Genomic DNA, 14944 nt, shown 5'->3' on the forward strand with positions numbered 1-14944 from the left:
CCTCAGCGCCGCAGCGCGCCGCTCACCATCTCGATGAACACGCGCACCTTCGCGGGCAGGAAGCTCGCGGTGGGCGTCACGATGTAGATCGCGCCGGGCTCGCCGACCTCCCAGTCGGGCAACACCGGCCGCAGCTTGCCGCCCAGCGGATGCTTCTCGACCAGCCAGCCGGTGGCGATGACCAGCCCCGCGCCCTCGGCCGCGGCGGTGATCAGCGAATCGGAGTCGTCGGTATGCATCGCGAGCTTCACGCCCACGGTGACGCGCTGGCGGCCCTTGCGCAGCGACCATTCGGCGCTGCGCTGGTAGCCCGCGAAGCCCAGGCAGCGGTGCTGCGCGATCTCGCGCGGCGCGCTCGGAGTTCCGTGCGCGCGCAGGTAGGCGGCCGAGGCGTAGACGTGGCGGCGCACCTCGCCGACCTTGCGCGCCACCAGGCTGCTGCTCTGCAGCGCACCGAGCCGCACCGCGACGTCGAAGTCCTCGCTGACGAGGTCGACGAACTGGTCGGAGAAGCGTACGTCGAGCTGCACGTCGGGATAGGCGGCCATGAAGCGCGGCAGCAGCGGCGCGAGCCACAGCCGACCGTAGGTGCGCGGCAGCGAGATGCGCAGCAGGCCCTGCGGCCGGTTGCCGCGCGCCGACAGTTCGGCATCGGCGTTCGCCATCTCCTCGAGCACCGCGCTCATGCGCGCGAGATAGCTGTTGCCGGCCTCGGTGATCGCCAACCGGCGCGTGGTGCGCGCGATCAGCCGCACGCCGAGGCGGCGCTCGAGCGCGGCGATGCGCCGCGAGATGGTCGAGGCGTCCTTCGACAGCAGGGCGGCCGCGGCCGAGAAGCTGCCGGTTTGGCCGACCGCGACGAAGGCCTGGATCTCGTCGAGCTGGCTGGCCTGCCGCGTCACCACTGAGGCCGGGATCGAAGCGGAGCGCGGAGAGGTCATCGCGGAAGTTTAGTGCGCCCGACGCAAAAGTCATGTGTATCGCGGGGCATTGCGGCAGGCGGTGCACGAATTTCAAATGCAGGCCTGTTCCCCATCGATCGCCTTTTCTTCCTTCTTCACCATGACCCTGACCTCGCTCCTGCGCTCGGCCGCCTGGCTGTTCGGCGGCGTGCTCGCCGCGCCCATCGTGCCGGCCGCGCCCGCCGGCAGCGCGCTGCCGCCGCTGCGCACCGAATTCCTCGCCACGCTGGTTGCACCGCTCCACGCGCCGCAGGCGCCGAGCGCCAACCTGCTGGTGTTCTCCCCGCGCGCCGGCGGCACGCTGCGCGGCCGCATCAATGCCGAGGTGATCGATCCCACGGGCGACTGGGTGCGCGTGATGCCCAACGGCAGCATGCGCATCGATGTGCGGATGATGGCCCGGCTCGACGACGGGGAGCTGCTCTACGTGACCTACGGCGGCGTGCTGCGCAAGCCCGACGAGGCGAGCTGGTCGCGCTTCATGGCCGGCGAGCGGATCGACGCGCCGCGTTGGTACTACGTGGTCACGCCCCAGTTCGAGACCGCCTCGAAGAAGTACGCCTGGCTCAACGACGTGCAGGCACTGGGCCGCTTCCTCTCGATCCAGACCGGCGAACAGGCGCACGTGGCCTTCGAGCTGCTCGAACTCAAGTAGGGATCAGGACAAGATCAAGACGAAGGAGACACCATGACCGATGCGATTCCGAACCCCGCGCGGCGCCGCTTGTCGCTGGCCGCCGCGGCGCTGTGCGCCGCGCCCGCCTGGGCGCGCGCCGCCCCCGACTGGCCGGCCAGGCCGATCCGCATCGTCGTGCCCTTCGCGGCCGGCATCTCGCCCGACATCGTGGCGCGGCTGGTCGGCGATGCGCTGGTGCGCACCCTGGGCCAGCCGGTGCTGGTCGACAACAAGGCGGGCGCGGCCGGGATGATCGGCGCCGAGGCCGCGGCGCGCAGCCCGGCCGACGGCTACACGGTCTTCATGTCGGTCGAATCGATCGTCGGCGTGCTGCCCCACATCTACAGCCGGCTGCCCTACGACCACTTCCGCGACTTCGTGCCCGTGACCCAGGTGGTGCAGGTGCCGTATTTCCTCGTGACCGCGCCGGGCTTGGCGCTCAACTCGCTGCCGGCCGTGCTCGCGCAGGCGCGCGACAAGCCCGGCAGCATCGATTTCGCGTCGCTGGGCGTGGGCTCGGGCGCGCACGTGCGCATGGCGATGTTCAACAGCCTCGCGGGCGTGCGCATGAATCACGTGCCCTACAAGGGCTCGCCGCTGGCCGACCTGATGGGCGGGCAGATCGCGCTGGTGTTCGAGCCGGCCACCACCGCGCTGCCGCTGATCAAGGCCGGCAAGCTGCGCGCGCTGGCGGTGACCAGCGCGCAGCCGCATCCGCTCGCGCCCGAGGTACCGCCCGTGGCCTCGCTGCTGCCCGGCTACCGCGCCGACGGCTGGCAGGGTTTCTTCGTGCCGCGCGGCACGCCGCAAGAGGTGGTGGCCACCTTGAACACGCACACGGTGCGTGCGTTGCGGCACCCGGACGTGGCCGCGCGCATCGCGCAGCTCGGCCTGCAGGCGGTGGGCAACACGGCCGAGGAGTTCGCCGCCATCACGCGCAGCGAGTACGAGAAGTGGGGCAAGGTCGCCCGCGACAACGACATCCGCGTCGAATGAAAAAAGGAACCCGAACGTGACGAAGACCATCCTCATCACCGCCGCGAGCGGACAGACCGGCACGCGCCTCATCCGGCAACTGGTGGCGCGCGGCGTGCGGCCGCGTGCGCTGGTCAGGCGCGCCGCATCCGCCGAGCGCGTGCGCTCGCTCGGTGCCGAACCGGTGATCGGCAACGAATGGGACAGCGCCGACCTGCTGCGCGCCATGGAGGGCGCCGACAGCGTCTATCACATCGCGCCGAGCCTCACGCTCGACGAGCCCGAACTCGGCCGCCGCATGGTGGCGGCCGCGTCTTGCGCCGGTGTCTCGCACTTCGTGCTGCACGGCGTGATCGCGCCCTACCTCGACAACATCAACTACCACTGGGCCAAGCAGATCGTGCAGCGCGAGCTCTACCGCAGCGGCCTGCCCTACACCGTGCTGCTGCCGACCAACTTCATGCAGAACGTGAGCTGGACCTGGCCCTCGATCGCCAGGGACGGCCGCTGGCTGCTGCCCTACGATCCCGCGCGGCGCCTGACCTGGGTCGACCTCGACGACGTGGCCGAAGCGGCGGCGATCGTGCTGACCGAGCCGGGCCATGCCCTGGGCACCTACGAGCTGGTGGGGACCGATGCCTATCTGTCGCGCACGCAGATCGCCGCGCTGATGGCACAGGCGCTGGGCCGGCTGGTGGTGGCGGTGAAGGAGTCGCCCGAGGCCTACCTCGCCCACGCGCGTGGGCAGCCCTTCTTCGAGCGCTTCCGCGACGAGGAGGTGGCGCAGATCCTCGCCATGTTCGACGACTACGACCGCCACGGCATGCCCGCGGGCAACGCGCGCGTGCTCTCGATGCTGCTGGGCCGCCCGGCCCGCGGGTGGCCGGAGTTCCTGGCCTCGCTGCGCCATGCCGGCGAGGCGGCGCGAGGCGTCACCTCATACGGCCTCGGTGGCGCCTAGCGCCTCGATGCGCGCGCAGGCGCGCAGCAGCTCCGCATCCCGGCCGCGCGGCATGCTGAAGAGCACGCTGGTAGGCAAGCCTCGGGCATCGAAGCCGCTGGGCATCGCGATGCCCGGCATGTCGAGCAGGCTCCCGACCATGCAATGGGCGAGCGCGCGTGCGTTGAGGGCCGCGTGCCGTGCGGGATCCGAGGCGTGCTCGATCGTGGGCGCGACGATGGGCGTGGTGGGGAACATGAACAGCGTTCCGGGCGCACAGGCACGCAGCGCGCGCAGGCCGCTGTCGCGCGCCGCCAGCAGCGCGAGGTAGTCTGACGCGAGGAAGCCGCGCGCGCTTTCCAGGCGCGCGCGGATGTGCGGATCGATGCGCGTGGCCTCTGGGCCGTCGAGCAACGCGCGGTGGCGATGGAAGGCATGCGCGGCCACCACCGTGCCGTGGCGCGCCATGGCCTCGCGTGTGGCGGTCAGTGGCGCGGCGCGACCGCGCGAGACGGCGAAGCCGGCCCGGCGCAGCCGCTCGAACAGCGCGAGGCAATGGGTGCGTTGCGCCGCGTCCACCGTGTCGTCCATGAAGTCGTCGAGCAGCACGATGCGCGGCGGGCCGATGTCCTCGTCCGGCCGTGCGCGAGCGGTGAGCACCGCGTCGACGCGCGCAATGTCCTCCACGCCGCGCGCGATCACGCCGAGGGTGTCGAGCAGCGGCGACAGGCCATGCAGGCTCGCCATCGGATAGCGGCCACGGCTCGCGCGGAATCCGCACAGGCCGGTGAAGGCGGCCGGCACGCGCACCGAGCCCGAGGTGTCGGTGCCCATGCCGATGGCGCACAGTCCCAGCGCGACCGAGGCCGCCGCGCCGCTCGAGGAGCCGCCGCACACGCGCGGTTCGGCTTCGCTGCCGAAAGGGTTGGCCGGCGTGCCGAAATGCGGGTTCAGGCCCAGGCCCGAGAAGGCGAACTCGCTGAGGTTGGTCTTGCCCACGCACACCGCGCCGGCCGCGCGCAGGCGGGCCACGGCCGCCGCGTCGGCCGCGCGCGGCGCCGACGGCAGCACGCGCGAACCGGCGGTGGTCGGCAGGCCCTCGAGGTCGAACAGGTCCTTCCACGACACGGGCATGCCATCGAGCGGGCCGAGGGCCTTGCCGCACGCCAGGCGCGCGTCGGCCGCGGCCGCCTCGGCGCGGGCGCGTTCGGCGGTCGTCGCGATGAAGACCGACTGCGCGCAGGGCAGCGCCGCGTGCGCGAGGCAGCCGTCGAGCACCTCCGACGGCTTGCGCGCGCCGCTTCGGAAATCCGCCGCAAGGCCCGCGACCGTCAGGCGCCGCATGCGATCCGTTCGCGCACGCGCCGGTCGATCTCGGCGAAGGTGCAGAAGCGCACGCCGGGCTTGCTCAGGAAGTAGTCGATCAGCCGCTCGTGCATGAGCACCGCCTGCGCGCGGCCCGACACGTCGGGATGGATGGTCATCGGGAACACCGCGAAGTCGTACTCGCGCCAGACGTAGTCGAACTGGTCGCGCCACTGCACCTCGAGGTTGCGCGCGCCCACGTAGCCCTGCGCATTGGCGAAGGACTTGATGTAGAGCAGTGCTTCCATGTCGTCGAGCTCCCAGTTGGCGGGGATCTCGAGCAGCGAAGTCTCGGTGCCGCGCTCCACCGGCTTCATCCAGCTCGCGGCGGGCTGGCCGTAGTCGATCGGCGTCCAGCGGTCGCCGCGGCGCAGGAAGTAGGCCTCGAAATCGCGGTGCATCAGGCTGTGGTCGTAGGCGATCCCGCGTTCGAGCAGAAGCTCGAGCGTGTCGGCGCTGAACTCCCACCACGGCGCGTTGTGGCCCACCGGTGCGCGGCCGGTGAGGTCGGTGATCAGCGCGATGCAGCGGTCGAGCACGTCGGCCTGCTGCTGGCGGCTCATCGCGGTGGGGTTCTCGTGGGTGTAGCCGTGCAGGCCGACCTCGTGGCCGGCCTCGACCACGGCGCGCGCCTGCGCGGGAAAGCTCTCGATCGAGTGCCCGGGCATGAACCAGGTGGTGGCGATGCCGCGGCTCGCGAACAGCTTCAGCAGGCGCGGCACGCCGACCTCGCCCGCGAAGAAGCCGCGCGACACATCGCTGGGCGAATCCTGGCCGCCGTAGGAACCGAGCCAGCCGGCCACCGCATCGAAGTCCACGCTGTAGGCGCAGAGGATCTCCTTGGTCGTCGAATTGCTCATGCGGCGGCCCCCGTCACGCAGAACTGCAGAGCCTTCGGCACGCAGTCGGCGCCGTTGACCGGCACCATGTCCTGCGGGCAGGCCGACAGCACGACGATGCAGTCGAGGCAGGCCTCGAACACCGTGCGGTCGCCGGGCCTGGACACCGGCGGCGCCCAGCCGATGGTGCCATCGGCGGCCACGGGGTTGTTCATCCATACGTTGAAGGGCGCCGGCACTTCGGTGGTGCGAAGGCCGATGGCGCGCAGTGCCAGGCGCAGGTTGTCGCTGCAGTTGTCGTGGTAGCCGTGCACGCCCAGCGCGCGGTAGCGCGGCAGGTCGCAGGCCGCGATCAGCGTGTCGTGCACGCCGGGCGAACTGTCCTCCACCAGCCGCAGGATCGCGCGGCGGCGGTTGGTGAGGAGTTCGTCGCCCACGCGCGGCGTGGTGCGGCCGAGGCCGGCGCGCAGGTGCTCCATCGACAGCGCCTCGTGCAGGCCGTCGCGGCAGAAGGCCCAGAGGTCGCAGACCTGGGTGCCGTGCGTGTTGACCAGCGCCAGCTGCTGGCCGCGCCGCAGCGCGACCGCGCGGCCCTGTCGCGCGGGCAGGGTGTAGAGCTGTCCGGGCTCGGGCGTGCCGTCGGGCGAGATCGGCGTGTGCAGCGTGTCGTTCTCGCCGTCGGCGTGGCCGTTGTCGGTGTAGTGGGGATTGATCCAGTCCATGCGCTTCGTCTCCGTGGTGCGTGGCGGCGAGTGTTCGCGCGGACCCCGATCGCGACAAACGGGAATTTCTCAGCCGGGGATGAGCCCCGCTCACCCATGGCCCGTGCGCAGGTGCCACGACGAACAAATCTCAGCCCGACGCCGAGAACTCATCAGTTGTCGCCGCGGCCCGCGGCCCCGAAGCTTCGACCCCGGCCGCATCCATCGCGGCCTTCGACGAACCGAACCCCCGGAGACAAGTCCATGAAGAATCCTCCTTTCGCCGTGTCCGACGCACCGGCTTCGCCCGACGACGCGAGCGCCGTGCAAACCGCGCGGCGTCGGCTGATCCGCGGCGCGGCCGCGGCCGGTGCCGCACTGGCATTGCCCGGCCTCGCGCAGCGTGCCTTCGCGCAGGCCAAGCCGACCGAACTCACCATGCTCGCGTGGTACGGCCATGCCGAGAAGGACGTGGTGGCCGAGTTCGAGGCGCAGCACAACGTGAAGATCCGCCCCAAGTACTACGTGGGCGGCGACAACATGCTCGCGCTGATCTCGCAGTCGCCGCCCGGCACCTACGACCTGATCCAGGCCGACGCCGAGTACGTGCAGCAGCTGGTGCGCGCGGGCCATGTCGAGCGGCTGCAGCCGGCCGACTATCCGTTCGACGACTTCTTTCCCGAGTTCCATCGCTTCCCCGGCCACTGGGACGGCGACAAGCTCTACGCGGTGATGATCCGCTTCGGCTTCCTCGGCGTGGCCTACAACACCACGACCGTGAGCGAGAAGGAGGCGCGCAGCTACAAGGTCTATGCCGACCCCAAGTACAAGGGCCGGGTCGGCCATTTCGACTGGCACCTGCCGAGCATCGGCCAGGCCAGCCTGCTCGACGGCCAGCGCAAGCCCTTCGACATCGATGCCGCCGCCTGGGGCCGCGTGCAGCAGCAGATGATGGGCATGCGCCGCAATGTCGGCGGCTTCTTCGACTACGGCGGCACTTTCGCCTCGCTGCGCAACGGCCAGATGGTGCTGATGGCCGGCATCGGCGACTGGATCACCGGCGTGCTCGAGAAGAACGGCGCCACCGTGCGCACCGTGCTGCCCGACGAAGGCGGGCTGCAGTGGACCGAGTCGTTCTCGATCGGCAAGGGCTCGAGGAAGGCCGAGCTGGCCCGCGCCTTCATCCAGTACATGGCCTCGCCGCCCGGGCAGGTGCGCTCGGCCACCATGCAGGCCTATCCCGCGCTGGTGCCCAACCGCAAGGGCTGGGAACTGCTCGCGCAGCAGCAGCCGCAGGAGGCGAAGCGCTCGCGCATGGAGCCCGGCAAGCGCAACGCGATGGACGACATCCGCGAAGGCCGCATCACCAACCGCGCGCTGCCGGTACGCCAGTCGCTCGAGGACTGGAGCGATTTCTGGTCGCGCTACAAGAACGCCTGAGCCGGGGAGCACGCCATGAACACCCTCACTTCCACGGCGGGCCCGCCGTTGCCGGCGACGACCCCGGTCGCCACCGACCGGGCGAAGGCCGCCCGGCACGAGCGCGCGCGCCGGCGCCGCTTCGCGCTGCTGCATGCGCTGCCGCTGCCCGCGTGGCAGCTGGCCTTCTTCCTCGGCCCGCTGCTGTTCCTGCTGGTGCTGAGCTTCTGGACGGTGCGCGACTTCCGCATCGAGCCTGCCTTCGCGTGGATCAACTGGGAGCGCATGCTGGGCCAGCCGCACGTGTGGCAGACCTATGTGCGCACCTTCGGCTACGCGCTGCTCGCCACCGTGCTGGCGTCGCTGATCGCGTTCCCGGCCTCGTTCGCGATCGCCTTCCAGCTTTCGGAACGCCGGCGGCGGCTGTGCATGTTCCTGCTGGTGATCCCGTTCTTCACCAGCTACCTGGTGCGCGTCTATGCCTGGCAGATCTTCCTGAGCGACGAGGGCGTGATCAACGCGCTGCTCGGCGCGCTGGGGCTCGGTCCGGCGCGCATGCTCAACACCGCGCTGGGCACGCAGATCGGCTACCTCACGCTCACGCTGCCGCTGGTGGTGCTGATCCAGACCATGAGCCTGCTGCTGGTCGACCGCAGCCAGATCGAGGCCGCGCGCAATCTCGGCTGCGCGCCATTGCGCAGCGTGTTCCAGGTCGTGATCCCGGCCGCGCGCGTGGGCCTGGTGGTGGCGGCGCTGTTCTGCTTCATCTTCGCCTTCGGCGATTTCGTCTCGCCGCTGTACCTCGGTGGCGGCACCGCGCCCACCATGAGCCTGCTGATCATCGACACCACCAAGGCCGGCCAGCAGTGGCCGCGCGCCGCGGTGCTGGCCGTGCTGATGATCGCCACGCTGATGGCGGTGGCGCTGGCGATGACCTCGTACGCCTACAGGGGGCGCAAATGAGCGCCGCGCGCTGTGTGCGGCCGCTGCTCGCGGCCTACGTGGTGGCGGTGCTCGCGTTCCTGTTCGCGCCCATCGGCGCCAGCTTCGTGTTCTCGTTCAACTCCGACCGCTTCCCGACCCTGCCGCTGGGATCGTTCACGCTCGAGTGGTATGAGGCCGTGTTCGGCGACGAGCTGGTGCGCGAGGCGCTGGTCAACAGCATCGTCGTGAGCCTGGCCTCGGCGACGCTGGCCACGCTGATCGGCTTCGCCGCGGCCTATACCGACTACCGCTACCGCTTCTTCGGCCAGCGGCTGTACCTGGCACTCGGGCTGCTGCCGCCGACCGTTCCCGCGATCATCCTCGGGCTCGCGATGCTGGCCTACCTCTCGCGCATCGGACTGGCCGGCGGCCGCTTCTCGATCGTGATCGCGCATGTCGTGATCTGCACGCCGTTCGCGGTGGCGCTGATCCGGCTGCGGCTGTCGCAGATCGATGCCTCGCTCGAGGCCGCGGCCTGGAACCTCGGCGCCGGCCCGGGCCGCGCGCTGTGGCACGTGGTGCTGCGCTTCGCCGCGCCGGCCATGCTCGGTGCCTGGCTGCTCACCATGGCCGTGTCCTTCGACGAGTTCGCCATCGCCTGGTTCGTGGGCGGGCTCGAGGAGACGCTGCCGGTGCGCGTGCTCGGCTTCCTCCAGGGTCAGGTGAGCCCGCGCATCAACGCCATCGGCACCCTGGTCTTCATCGTCAGCATCAGCCTCGTGGGCATCGCCCAGGTGCTGCTGAACCAGCGCATATCGCAGCGCATTCCATCGCGTCCACGCAAAGAGGGCACCACGCCATGACTTCCTCCCCCGTCCCCGAATCCGGCCGTGCACCGCTGGTGCAACTGAGCGGCGTTTCCAAGTCCTATGGCGGCGTGATGGCCGTGAGCGGCGTCGACCTCGAGATCGCGCGCGGCGAGTTCGTCGCGATCATGGGCCCGAGCGGCTGCGGCAAGACCACCACGCTGCGCATGCTCGCGGGCCTCGAGAACCCGAGCAGCGGCTCGATCCGGCTCAACGGCGAGGAGGTGCGCGACCTCGCGCCCTGGCAGCGCGACACGCCGATGGTGTGGCAGAGCCTCGCGCTGTTCCCGTTCCTCAGCGTGATCGAGAACGTGGAGTTCGGCCTGCGCATGCGCAAGGTGGGCCGCGCCGAGCGCCGCCGGCGCGCCACCGACTGGCTCGCGCGCCTGGGCCTGGCCGACTTCGCGCAGCGCCGCGTCGACGAACTCTCAGGCGGCCAGCGCCAGCGCCAGCGCGTCGCGCTCGCGCGCTCGCTGGTGACCGAGCCGCCGCTGCTGCTGCTCGACGAGCCGCTGAGCGCGCTCGACCATCACCTGTCGCTGAAGATGCAGGGCGAGCTGACCCGGCTGCAGCGCGAGCTGGGCATCGCCTTCGTCTACGTCACGCACAGCCATTCGGAGGCCTTCGCCATGGCCGACCGCGTGGTGATCATGGCCAACGGCGAGGTGGCGCAGTGCGGCGCGCCGATGGAGGTGTTCCACCGGCCGGCCTCGCGCTTCGTGGCCGAGTTCCTCGGCGGCAACAACATCTTCCAGGCCGACGTCGTCGCGCGCGACGGCTCGCGGCTCGAGCTGCGCACGCCCGAGGGCCGCTTCACCGCGGAGGCGGGCGCGCAGGGCGGCGCGGCGCTCGCGGCCGGCGCGGCGATCGACCTGGTGGTGCGCGCCGACCGCATCTCGCTGACCGCGCAACCGGGCTGGGCCACCAACGAGGTTGCCTGCACCCTGGTGGGCGAGGAGTTCATCGGCTCGACGGTCAACGGCCACCTCGAGACCTCGGGCGGCAAGCAGATCGTGGTGCAGCTCAACGCCAAGGACCTGGAGGAGATCGAGCTCGACGTGGGGCGCCAGTTCTACGCCTCGTGGCATCCCGAGGACTGCCACCTGGTGCAGCGGCCGCACGCGGCCCACTGAGCGAGGGCGCGCCTGCGGGACGCACCGGATGCGCCGCGGGCTCGCCGCCGATACGATGGGCCCGCATCGGCGCCGCCCCGGCCTCGGTTTTCTTCTCATCCAGTCCCAACGGCACCATGGCCACCCGCGGCAAGCTCCCACCGCTCAATGCGCTGCGCGCCTTCGAGGCGGCCGCGCGCCACCTGAGCTTCAAGGCCGCGGCCGAGGAGCTGTGCGTGACCTCGACCGCCATCAGCCACCAGATTCGGCACCTCGAGAGCCTGGTCGGCATGCGGCTGTTCGACCGCACGCCGCGCGCCATCAGCCTCACCGAGCCCGGCCGGCGCCTGTTCCCGGTGCTGCGCGACGGCTTCGACCGGCTCGCGCAGGCGGTCGGCGAACTCAGCGAGGTCAGCCATTCGATCTCGGTCAGCGTCACGCCCGCCTTCGCCTCGAAGATCCTGATCCCGTCGCTGGCCGGGCTGCACGACGCGCATCCCGAGATCCAGCTGACCGTGGATGCCACCGAGCGTCTGGCCGACGTCGCGCGCGGCGAGGTCGACCTGGCCGTGCGTTACGGACCGCCGGCCGATGCCGCGAGCCCCGCGCTCGCGCCCGGCCTGCGCGCCGTGCCGCTGTACACCGACCGCTACTTCGCCTGTGCCTCGCCGGCCTGGGTGGCCGGCCGCGCGCTGCCGATCGCGGCGGCGCAGCTGTCGAACGAGCGCCTGCTGAGCTATGCGTGGAAGAACCCCGCGCTGCGCGGCCCGACCTGGCCGCGCTGGATGCAGCATGCGGCCGTGGCCGGTTTCGACGAGGGCCGATGCGTGCTGTTCAGCGAGGAGAGCCATGCCCTGCAGGCCGCGATCGACGGCGCGGGCGTGGCGCTGGTCAGCAACCTGCTGGTGAGCCGGGACGAGGCCGCGGGCCGGCTGCTGCGGGTCTGCGCCGAATCGCTCGATGGGTTGCAGTACCAGTGCGTTTCGCGCGCCGACAACCCGAAGATCGAGACGCTGCGGCGGGTGGAGGGGTGGCTGGCGGGGTTGATGCCGGTTGCCGAGTGAAGCGCGCGGGCTCCATCAGGCGCGCGCCAGTGCCGATGGCAGGTTGAGCACGGCGAAGCCCAGCAGGCCCCAGCAGCCGAGCAGCAGCTGCGTGAGCAACAGCCCTTCCTGCCGGATCCAGGCCCCGAACCACAGCCCCGCGACGCACATCGCCGCCCAGCACAGCACGAAGGCGCCGAGCCCGAGGTTGAGGCAGGCGAGGGCGGAGGCCGAAGCGAAGCGCAGCGGCTCGCAGGCGATCAGCAGCGTGCCCGCCAGCAATGCCAGCGCGCTCGCCGCCTGCAGTGCGATCACGCCGAGCAGCGCGAGCCGGTGCACGGCCGACGATGCGATCGCGCGCCGCCGCAGCGGCAGCGTGTCGAACGGCGGCTCGCGCAGCAGCACCATGCCCATCGTGAGACCGATGGCGCCGGCCGAGGCCTGGAAGGCCTGCAGGTTGTTGAGGACCGCGACGCTCATCCACGCCGCCAGGCCGGCCGCGACCGCGAACTGGAACATCCACACCGAGATTTCTGGATCCACATGCACTCCTTGAAAGGGATGGCGAGAATGTAGAAGCCGCACCGTCGCGAAGGCGGCGCGCCCGCGCCAACACGATGTTGCTGGCCGCGCAACAGCCCACCCAGGTCACTCCATGCGTCCCCCTCTGGAAGAACTCGAAGCCTTCCTGCTCGTTGCCGAAACGGGAAGCTTCACCAAGGCCGCGCAGCGGCTCGGACTGTCGAAGTCGGTGCTGAGCCGCCGCGTCGGCGCGCTCGAGCGGCGGCTCGGCGTGCAGCTGGTGCATCGCACCACGCATGCCGTGACGCTCACGGAGCTGGGCACGGGCTTCCAGGAGCGCGCGCGCAAGGCGCTCGAGGACCTCGACGATGCGGTCGATGCGAGTTCGCGCGGCGCGGCCGCCGTGCGCGGGCTGGTGCGCATCACCGCGCCCACCAACCTCGGCGTGCTGCACGTGTTGCCGGCCATCGCCGAGCTGATGGCGCAGCACGAGGGGCTGGAGATCGACATCGAGCTCAGCGACCGCTATGCCGACATCGTCGGCGGCGGCTTCGACCTGGCGCTGCGCATCGGCGAGCTCAAGGACTCGACCCTGGTCTCGCGCCGGCTCGGCACCATCCACCGCGCGGTGGTGTGCAGCCCCGACTACCTCGCGCGGCGTGGACGTCCGTCGATGCCTTCCGACCTCGAGGCGCACGAGTGCCTGGCCTACGCCAACATGGGCGCGGCCGATCAATGGCGCTTCCTGGTCGACGGCGAATGGAAGGCCGTGCGCGCGGGCGGCCGGCTGCGCACCAACGATGGCGGCGCGTTGCGCGCGGCGGCGCTCGCGGGCCGCGGCCTGGTCGGGCTGCCGGCCTTCATCACGCAAGGCGATGTGCAGGCGGGCCGGCTCGTGCGCGTGCTCGAGGAATTCCGCATGCCCGAGGCCGGACTGTTCGCGCTGTTCCATTCGAGCGCGCGGCTGCCGGGCCGCGCCCGCGCGGTCGTCGAGCACCTCGGGGCTCATTTCCAGCGCATGGGTTTCTGATTGCCGTTGTGCCGCGAGCAACACGGTTGTGTGCCGTGCCGGGCTACCCGCGTCGCGGTCCTGTCGCTAACTTCGCGGCCTTCACTCCACTCACGAAGGCTGCTGCGATGCCCGCGAAGATCCTGGTTCTCTACTACTCCTCCTACGGCCACGTCGAGGCGATGGCCGACGCCGTGGCCGAGGGCGCGCGCGCGGCCGGCGCCGAGGTGCACGTCAAGCGCGTTCCCGAACTCGTGCCGGACGAGGTCGCGCGGGCCGCGGGCTACCGTCGCGACCCCGCCGTGCCCATCGCGACGGTGGACGAGCTGCCCGGCTACGACGCCATCCTCTTCGGCACGCCCACGCGCTACGGCGCGATGGCCGCGCAGATGAAGAACTTCATCGACCAGACCGGCGGCCTGTGGTCCGAGAACCGGCTGGTGGGCAAGGCCGCCGGCGTGTTCGTCTCGACCGGCTCGCAGCACGGCGGCCAGGAGTCGACGATCCTCGGCTTCCACACGGTGCTGCTGCACCTGGGCATGGTGGTCGTCGGGCTGCCGTACAGCTTCGCGGGACTGAACCGCATGGACGAGGTCGCGGGCGGTTCGCCCTATGGCGCGTCGACGCTCTCGGGCAGCGACGACGCGCGGCGGCCATCGGCGCTGGAACTCGACGGCGCGCGCTTCCAGGGGCGGCACGTGGCCACCATCGCCGGCAAGCTCGCCGCCTGAACGGCGCCGCGATGGTCGATGAAACGCATGCGCTGCCGCTGCATGGCGAGCTCGACGGGCTGCGGCTCTACGTCTCGCATGCGTGTCCCTTCGCGCACCGCGTGCTGATCGGGCTCGCGCTGACGGAGGCGGTCCATCGGCTGCCGGTCCGCGTGGTCGAGCCCGTGATGGGACCGCAAGGCTGGGTGCTCGATCCGCCGGACGATTGCACCGGCGCCGCCACCCTGCGCGAGGTCTGCGGCCGCGCACAGCCCGGCTTCGAAGGGCGCGCCACCGTGCCGATGCTCTACGACGCGCGGGCGAATCGCATCCTCAGCCGCGATTCGATGCGGATCCTGCGCTGGATCGACTGGCGCTTCGGCCGCGGCGCGGGCACGAGCCTCTTCGCCCCAACGCTGGAGCCCGAACTCGGCGCGCTGAGCCGCTTCATCGCCGAGGCGATCAACCATGGCGTCTACGACGCCGGCTTCGCGACCACCCAGCACGCGCACGACCGCGCCGTCGAGCGGTTGTTCTCGGCGCTCGCGTTGCTGGAGAAACGGCTGCCGCCGGGCCCATCGTGGCTGTTCGGCGACCGGCTCACGGTAGTGGACATCCAGCTCTTCACCACGCTGGTCCGCTTCGACCGGGTCTACCACACGCTCTTCAAGTGCAACTGGCGCCATGGCTTCGAGCATCCGAGGCTCTGGGCGCTCGCGCGGCGCCTGCATGGCCGGCCCGGCGTGGCGGACACCGTGCGGCTGGAGGACATCGCGCAGCACTACTACCGCAGCCTGCCGGCGCTCAATCCGTCGGGGATCGTGCCGCGTGGGCCGGAGGTGCTGTGGACGATGGATGGGCCGCCTTGAAGACGAGCCTGC

Annotated in this window: 16 protein-coding genes; 11 read left to right on the plus strand and 5 right to left on the minus strand. The window is 71.0% G+C overall.

Translation table 11 applies throughout. The annotated features are described in order from the left end of the window. Positions 1–2 precede the first annotated feature (2 nt). On the minus strand, positions 3–941 hold the full coding sequence (locus INQ48_37835) for a LysR family transcriptional regulator (GenBank protein QRF61164.1): 939 nt from the start codon (positions 939–941) through the stop codon (positions 3–5). A gap of 121 nt (positions 942–1062) precedes the next feature. Here INQ48_37835 and INQ48_37840 point away from each other — a divergent pair, with 121 nt between their 5' ends. From INQ48_37840 to INQ48_37850, 3 genes are read left to right on the plus strand one after another with little or no spacing between them, the layout of a single operon-like run. Next, on the plus strand, positions 1063–1617 hold the full coding sequence (locus INQ48_37840; protein QRF61165.1) for a DUF3237 domain-containing protein: 555 nt from the start codon (positions 1063–1065) through the stop codon (positions 1615–1617). 33 nt (positions 1618–1650) lie between these two features. Continuing rightward, the gene (locus tag INQ48_37845) at positions 1651–2634 is read left to right on the plus strand and encodes a tripartite tricarboxylate transporter substrate binding protein (GenBank protein ID QRF61166.1); all 984 of its coding nucleotides are present in this window, start codon (positions 1651–1653) and stop codon (positions 2632–2634) included. 16 nt (positions 2635–2650) lie between these two features. Next, complete coding sequence (locus INQ48_37850) at positions 2651–3574, plus strand: NmrA family NAD(P)-binding protein (protein ID QRF61167.1); 924 nt, start codon at positions 2651–2653, stop codon at positions 3572–3574. Here INQ48_37850 and INQ48_37855 read toward each other — a convergent pair. Genes INQ48_37855 through INQ48_37865 form a run of 3 tightly spaced genes read right to left on the minus strand, consistent with a single transcriptional unit; the run spans position 3551 to position 6479 of the window. Then, positions 3551–4897: an amidase gene (locus tag INQ48_37855; protein QRF61168.1), complete on the minus strand. Its 1347-nt coding sequence runs from the start codon at positions 4895–4897 to the stop codon at positions 3551–3553. The two genes, INQ48_37850 and INQ48_37855, sit on opposite strands and share 24 nt — an antisense overlap. Further along, positions 4885–5778, minus strand: a complete 894-nt coding sequence (locus tag INQ48_37860; protein ID QRF61169.1) for a polysaccharide deacetylase — start codon at positions 5776–5778, stop codon at positions 4885–4887. The genes INQ48_37855 and INQ48_37860 overlap by 13 nt, the downstream gene beginning before the upstream one ends. Next, a complete protein-coding gene (locus INQ48_37865; protein ID QRF61170.1) occupies positions 5775–6479 on the minus strand; it encodes an urea carboxylase-associated family protein in 705 nt (234 codons plus the stop codon). Before INQ48_37865 ends, INQ48_37860 begins: the two co-directional genes overlap by 4 nt. A gap of 243 nt (positions 6480–6722) precedes the next feature. Here INQ48_37865 and INQ48_37870 point away from each other — a divergent pair, with 243 nt between their 5' ends. The 5 genes from INQ48_37870 (at position 6723) to INQ48_37890 (ending at position 11843) form a co-directional block, all read left to right on the plus strand. Then, on the plus strand, positions 6723–7898 hold the full coding sequence (locus INQ48_37870; protein QRF61171.1) for a spermidine/putrescine ABC transporter substrate-binding protein: 1176 nt from the start codon (positions 6723–6725) through the stop codon (positions 7896–7898). Between the two features lie 15 nt (positions 7899–7913). Then, positions 7914–8840 carry an ABC transporter permease gene (locus INQ48_37875; protein ID QRF61172.1) on the plus strand — a complete coding sequence of 309 codons (927 nt, stop codon included), beginning with the start codon at positions 7914–7916 and terminating at the stop codon, positions 8838–8840. Next, positions 8837–9664 carry an ABC transporter permease gene (locus INQ48_37880; protein ID QRF61173.1) on the plus strand — a complete coding sequence of 276 codons (828 nt, stop codon included), beginning with the start codon at positions 8837–8839 and terminating at the stop codon, positions 9662–9664. The genes INQ48_37875 and INQ48_37880 overlap by 4 nt, the downstream gene beginning before the upstream one ends. Beyond that, entirely contained in the window at positions 9661–10800 is a 1140-nt protein-coding gene (locus tag INQ48_37885) for an ABC transporter ATP-binding protein (GenBank protein QRF61174.1), read from the plus strand. Before INQ48_37880 ends, INQ48_37885 begins: the two co-directional genes overlap by 4 nt. Before the next feature lie 116 nt (positions 10801–10916). Continuing rightward, positions 10917–11843 (plus strand): LysR family transcriptional regulator, encoded by a 927-nt coding sequence (locus tag INQ48_37890; GenBank protein QRF61175.1) that lies wholly within the window; start codon positions 10917–10919, stop codon positions 11841–11843. 15 nt (positions 11844–11858) lie between these two features. Here the strand turns inward: INQ48_37890 and INQ48_37895 are convergent, their stop codons facing one another. Continuing rightward, positions 11859–12341, minus strand: a complete 483-nt coding sequence (locus INQ48_37895; GenBank protein ID QRF63143.1) for a DUF2165 family protein — start codon at positions 12339–12341, stop codon at positions 11859–11861. A 136-nt stretch (positions 12342–12477) separates the two neighbouring features. On the opposite strand from INQ48_37895, the gene INQ48_37900 reads away from it, so the two are divergent. The 3 genes from INQ48_37900 (at position 12478) to INQ48_37910 (ending at position 14932) form a co-directional block, all read left to right on the plus strand. Continuing rightward, the gene (locus tag INQ48_37900; protein QRF61176.1) at positions 12478–13374 is read left to right on the plus strand and encodes a LysR family transcriptional regulator; all 897 of its coding nucleotides are present in this window, start codon (positions 12478–12480) and stop codon (positions 13372–13374) included. A 107-nt stretch (positions 13375–13481) separates the two neighbouring features. Further along, the gene (gene wrbA / locus INQ48_37905; protein QRF61177.1) at positions 13482–14084 is read left to right on the plus strand and encodes an NAD(P)H:quinone oxidoreductase; all 603 of its coding nucleotides are present in this window, start codon (positions 13482–13484) and stop codon (positions 14082–14084) included. 11 nt (positions 14085–14095) lie between these two features. Beyond that, a complete protein-coding gene (locus INQ48_37910) occupies positions 14096–14932 on the plus strand; it encodes a glutathione S-transferase C-terminal domain-containing protein (protein ID QRF61178.1) in 837 nt (278 codons plus the stop codon). Positions 14933–14944 lie beyond the last annotated feature (12 nt).

The organism is Variovorax paradoxus (assembly GCA_016806145.1).
Taxonomy (GTDB): Bacteria; Pseudomonadota; Gammaproteobacteria; order Burkholderiales; family Burkholderiaceae_C; genus Variovorax.

Bases quoted from the DNA above. Each gene is read 5' to 3' on its own strand.
- INQ48_37835 (QRF61164.1), bottom strand. From the start codon at position 941: ATGACCTCTCCGCGCTCCGCTTCGATCCCGGCCTCAGTGGTGACGCGG.
- INQ48_37840 (QRF61165.1), top strand. From the start codon at position 1,063: ATGACCCTGACCTCGCTCCTGCGCTCGGCCGCCTGGCTGTTCGGCGGC.
- INQ48_37845 (QRF61166.1), top strand. From the start codon at position 1,651: ATGACCGATGCGATTCCGAACCCCGCGCGGCGCCGCTTGTCGCTGGCC.
- INQ48_37855 (QRF61168.1), bottom strand. From the start codon at position 4,897: ATGCGGCGCCTGACGGTCGCGGGCCTTGCGGCGGATTTCCGAAGCGGC.
- INQ48_37860 (QRF61169.1), bottom strand. From the start codon at position 5,778: ATGAGCAATTCGACGACCAAGGAGATCCTCTGCGCCTACAGCGTGGAC.
- INQ48_37865 (QRF61170.1), bottom strand. From the start codon at position 6,479: ATGGACTGGATCAATCCCCACTACACCGACAACGGCCACGCCGACGGC.
- INQ48_37870 (QRF61171.1), top strand. From the start codon at position 6,723: ATGAAGAATCCTCCTTTCGCCGTGTCCGACGCACCGGCTTCGCCCGAC.
- INQ48_37875 (QRF61172.1), top strand. From the start codon at position 7,914: ATGAACACCCTCACTTCCACGGCGGGCCCGCCGTTGCCGGCGACGACC.
- INQ48_37880 (QRF61173.1), top strand. From the start codon at position 8,837: ATGAGCGCCGCGCGCTGTGTGCGGCCGCTGCTCGCGGCCTACGTGGTG.
- INQ48_37885 (QRF61174.1), top strand. From the start codon at position 9,661: ATGACTTCCTCCCCCGTCCCCGAATCCGGCCGTGCACCGCTGGTGCAA.
- INQ48_37890 (QRF61175.1), top strand. From the start codon at position 10,917: ATGGCCACCCGCGGCAAGCTCCCACCGCTCAATGCGCTGCGCGCCTTC.
- INQ48_37895 (QRF63143.1), bottom strand. From the start codon at position 12,341: ATGTTCCAGTTCGCGGTCGCGGCCGGCCTGGCGGCGTGGATGAGCGTC.
- INQ48_37900 (QRF61176.1), top strand. From the start codon at position 12,478: ATGCGTCCCCCTCTGGAAGAACTCGAAGCCTTCCTGCTCGTTGCCGAA.
- wrbA (QRF61177.1), top strand. From the start codon at position 13,482: ATGCCCGCGAAGATCCTGGTTCTCTACTACTCCTCCTACGGCCACGTC.
- INQ48_37910 (QRF61178.1), top strand. From the start codon at position 14,096: ATGGTCGATGAAACGCATGCGCTGCCGCTGCATGGCGAGCTCGACGGG.